General features: G+C 71.7%; 4 protein-coding genes. 1 reads left to right on the forward strand and 3 read right to left on the reverse strand.

What is annotated here, in order from left to right; translation table 11 throughout:
* Positions 1-99: 99 nt before the first annotated feature.
* Together pruA and E1298_RS44710 are read right to left on the reverse strand one after the other, a co-directional pair.
* On the reverse strand, positions 100-1,731 hold the full coding sequence (gene pruA / locus E1298_RS44705) for an L-glutamate gamma-semialdehyde dehydrogenase (RefSeq protein WP_131903444.1): 1,632 nt from the start codon (positions 1,729-1,731) through the stop codon (positions 100-102).
* Between the two features lie 17 nt (positions 1,732-1,748).
* The gene (locus tag E1298_RS44710) at positions 1,749-2,663 is read right to left on the reverse strand and encodes a proline dehydrogenase family protein (RefSeq protein WP_131903445.1); all 915 of its coding nucleotides are present in this window, start codon (positions 2,661-2,663) and stop codon (positions 1,749-1,751) included.
* 116 nt (positions 2,664-2,779) lie between these two features.
* Here E1298_RS44710 and E1298_RS44715 point away from each other — a divergent pair, with 116 nt between their 5' ends.
* Positions 2,780-3,874 carry a PucR family transcriptional regulator gene (locus E1298_RS44715; protein ID WP_131903446.1) on the forward strand — a complete coding sequence of 365 codons (1,095 nt, stop codon included), beginning with the start codon at positions 2,780-2,782 and terminating at the stop codon, positions 3,872-3,874.
* Here E1298_RS44715 and E1298_RS44720 read toward each other — a convergent pair.
* The gene (locus E1298_RS44720) at positions 3,871-4,092 is read right to left on the reverse strand and encodes a hypothetical protein (protein ID WP_131903447.1); all 222 of its coding nucleotides are present in this window, start codon (positions 4,090-4,092) and stop codon (positions 3,871-3,873) included. The genes E1298_RS44715 and E1298_RS44720 overlap by 4 nt on opposite strands.
* Positions 4,093-4,272: the final 180 nt, after the last annotated feature.

The raw sequence follows: 4,272 nt of genomic DNA on the forward strand, positions 1-4,272 counted from the left end.
GGCTTGCAGGGCGGCGGTGAGCATGGGGGGCGAGGTCGGCGGCACAGGCGTCGTGGCCGGGGAGCGGCTGGCCGCCGACCCGTCGCTGGGCGTGATGGGTCAGCCCATGTGCGGGTAGCGGTAGTCCGTCGGCGGGACGAGCGTCTCCTTGATGGAACGCGGGGACGTCCATCGGAGTAGGTTGAGCACGGAACCGGCCTTGTCGTTGGTGCCGGACGCGCGCGCGCCGCCGAACGGCTGCTGTCCTACGACGGCCCCGGTGGGCTTGTCGTTGACGTAGAAGTTGCCGGCCGCGTACCGCAGCACCTCGGCGGTACGCGCCACGGCGGCACGGTCGGTGGCGATGACCGCGCCGGTCAGCGCGTACTTCGCCACCGATTCCATCTGGGTGAGCATCTCCTCGTACCGCTCGTCCTCGTAGACGTGGACGCTGAGGATGGGGCCGAAGTACTCCGTTCGGAAGATCTCGTTCTCGGGGTCGTCGGACACCAGCACGGTCGGCCGCACGAAGTAGCCCACCGAGTCGTCGTAGGTCCCGCCGGCGACGATCTCCACTGCCGGGTCGGACTCCGCCCGGTCGATGGCGGCCCTGCTCTTGGCGAACGCCCGCTCGTCGATGACCGCGCCCATGAAGTTGGACAGGTCGGCGACGTCCCCCATGGTCAGCGAGTCGACCTCGGCGGCCAGCTCGTCCTTGAAGCCGTCCTCCCAGATGGACCGCGGGACGTAGGCCCGCGAGGCGGCCGAGCACTTCTGGCCCTGGTATTCGAAGGAGCCCCGCACCAGCGCGGTCTTCAGGATCGCGCGGTCGGCGGACGGGTGCGCGACGATGAAGTCCTTGCCGCCCGTCTCCCCCACGAGCCGCGGGTAGCTCCGGAACCTCTCGATGTTGGCGCCGACGGTCTTCCACAGGTGCTGGAAGGTCGCGGTGGATCCGGTGAAGTGGATCCCGGCCAGTTCCGGGTGCGCGAGCGCGACGTCCGACACCGCGAGCCCGTCGCCGGTCACGAGGTTGATCACGCCCGGCGGCAGTCCCGCCTCCTCCAGCAGCCGCATGAGCAGCACGGCCGAGTACGTCTGCGTCGGGGACGGCTTCCACACCACCACGTTGCCCATGAGGGCGGGCGCGGTCGGCAGGTTCGCGGCGATGGCGGTGAAGTTGAACGGGGTGATCGCGTAGACGAACCCCTCCAGCGGCCGGTGGTCGGACCGGTTCCACACCCCCGGCGAGCTGATCGGCTGCTCGGCCAGGATCCGCCGCGCGAAGTGCACGTTGAACCGCCAGAAGTCGACCAGCTCGCAGGGGCTGTCGATCTCCGCCTGCTGGACGGTCTTGGACTGCCCGAGCATGGTCGCGGCCGCCAGCGTCTCCCGCCACGGCCCCGACAGCAGGTCGGCGGCCCGCAGGAAGATCGCGGCCCGCTCGTCGAACGGCAGCGCCCGCCAAGCGGGAGCCGCCGCCAGCGCCGCATCCACGGCGTCCCGCGCGTCCTGCTCGGTGGCGGTCCCGAACGTCCCGAGCACCGAGGCGTGCTTGTGCGGCTGCACGACGGCGACCTTCGCCCCGGCGCCCAGGCGGCGCTCCCCGCCGATCGTCATCGGCAGGTCGATGGGGGCCTGCGCGGTCAGCTCGGCGAGCTTGGCCTCCAGCCGGGCCCGCTCGGCGCTGCCGGGCGCGTAGCCGCGCACCGGCTCGTTCACCGGGGTCGGAACGGTGGTCACGGCGTCCATGGAATGAACCCTCCTGGTCAGCGGGAGACGAACGAACGGAGAAAGAAGGCGAGGTTGGCGGGCCGCTCGGCCAGGCGCCGCATGAAGTAGCCGTACCAGTCGGCGCCGTACGGGACGTAGACGCGCATCTGGTGCGCCTCGGCCAGCCGCCGCTGCTCGGCGGCGCGGATCCCGTAGAGCATCTGGAACTCGTAGGACTCCGCCGGGCGCCCCAGGGTGGCCGCGAGCGCCTGCGCGATCTCGATGATCCGCGGGTCGTGGCTGCCGATCATGGGGTAGCCGGAGCCCGCCATGAGCGTCCGCAGCCCCCGCACGTACGCGCGGTCGATCTCGGGCTTGCCCTGGTAGGCCACCGAGGCGGGCTCGGCGTAGGCGCCCTTGACGAGCCGGACGCGCGAGCCCTCGTGCGCGAGGTCGCGCAGGTCGCCCTCGGTGCGCCGCAGCATCGCCTGGATGGCGACGCCCACCCAGGGGAACTCGGCCCGCAGCTTGCCGAGGATCTCCAGGGTGGAGTCGACGGTCGTGTGGTCCTCCATGTCGAGCGTGACCGTCATGCCGGCCCGTCCGGCGGCGGCGCAGATCTCGCTCGCGTTGTCGAACGCGAGGTCCTCGTCCAGCGCCTGGCCGAGCGCCGACAGCTTCACCGAGGCGTCCGCCCCGTCGTTGAGCCCCTGCTCCTCGAAGGCGGCGAACATCGCCAGGTAGGCGTCCCGCGTGGCCTCGGCCTGGGCCCGCTCGGCGGTGTCCTCCCCGAGATGGTCGAGGGTGACCCGCAGCCCCGCGCCGGCCAGCTCCCGCACGACGCCGGTCGCGGCCTCCAGATCCTCCCCGGCCACGAACCGGTCGACCACCCCCCGGGTGAGGGGGACGGACGTCACCAGGCCGCGCATCCGGTCACTACGGGCGGCCGCGAGGAGAAGAGGATTGGGCATCGGGACCTCCAACGACGTTGACACCCCGCACGTTAGGAGCGCCCCGCCCGGATCTCGTATAGTCAACTGCCACTTTCGGCCCGCAGATTCTTCATACAAATGTCACAAGGAGGACGATGGCTCGCGATCTACAGGAAATCGTGGAGCTCGCGGCCGACCTCCTGGGCGCCCCGGCCACCCTGGAGGACCGCGACTTCCACCTGGTCGCCTACGCCGCCCACGGCGACACGATCGACCCCGTCCGGATGGAGTCGATCCTGCACCGCCGCGCGACCGAGGCCGTCCGCACCCGGTTCGAGCGCCACGGCATCGCCCGCGCCACCGGCCCCGTCCGCATCCCCGCCGACCCCTCGCTCGGCCAGCTCGGCCGCCTGTGCCTGCCCGCCCGCTGGAACAGCGTCACCTACGGCTACCTCTGGCTGCTGGACGACAAGGAGCGCATCACCCCGTCCCGGGCGGCCCAGGCCATGCCCCTCTGCGAGCGCGCCGGCCTCCTCATGGCCCGCCAGGCCAGGGAACGCGACGATCTCGGCTGGCGGGTCGCCGACCTCCTCTCCGCCCAGCCGGACGTCCGCGCTCAGGCCGCCAACGAGCTGTCCGAGGCCGACGCCCTGGACCCGCCGCTGGCCGTGGCCGTCCTGCGCACCCAGAGGCCCGAGCCCCTCAACCCGTGGCTGCTCCCCCACTCCGTCCTCGCGACGGTCTGGCAGCGCGACCACGTCCTGGTGATCCCGTCCCCGACGTCCCCCCGCGCCATCGCCGACCGGGCCCGCCACATCCTGGAGGAGCGCGGCATCCCCGTCCAGGCGGGCCTGTACACCCCGTCCCCGAGCCTGGAGCACGTCCACGAGGGCTGGCTCCGCGCCCGCGTCGCCGCCCGCGCCGCCGCCCCCGGCGAGACCCGCGACTGGACGTCCCTGGGCGTCCTCCGCCTCCTGCGCTGCGCGGGCGACGAGGCCCTCTCCCAGGCCACCCAGACCCCCGGCACGCAACGCCTCCTGGACCACCCCGACCTGGCCGCCACGGCCCGCACGTTCCTGGACCTGTCAGGCAACGTCCAGCAGACGGCCCAGACCCTCAACATCCACCGCCAGACCCTCTACCACCGCCTGCGCCGCATCGAGGACCTCACCACCCTCTCCCTGGCCAACGGCCAAGACCGCCTGACCCTCCACCTGGCCCTAACGCTGGCCCCTCACCTGGACTCCTAACCGACAAGACCGGAGTACCACCCGCGAAGGTCGCGCTTGAGGATCTTGCCGCTGGGGTCCTTGGGAAGACCCTCAGCGAGGACGACGTACTCGGGCCACTCGTACCCGGCGAGCCGTGCCCGCGCGTGCGCGTGGACATCCTCGGCGGTCCCCGCTGACCACAGCCACCTTGTCCAGATACCGCCGCGCGGTCCGATGCAGCAGATCACCAACAGCATGCGGCCAAGCACGAGCGACCAAACCACCCACAGAACCCCAACAACCCCAGCAACGCACCATTCGATGGCCGAACCCCAAGGGGGGACAGAGGCACAAGCCCCCAGGGGAATAGGGCGAAGCCCAGGGGGTCTAGGGGCGAAGCCCCAGGGGTCCTTGGGAAGACCCTCAGCGAGGACGAC

Source organism: Actinomadura rubrisoli (genome assembly GCF_004349215.1).
Classification (GTDB): Bacteria; Actinomycetota; Actinomycetes; order Streptosporangiales; family Streptosporangiaceae; genus Spirillospora; species Spirillospora rubrisoli.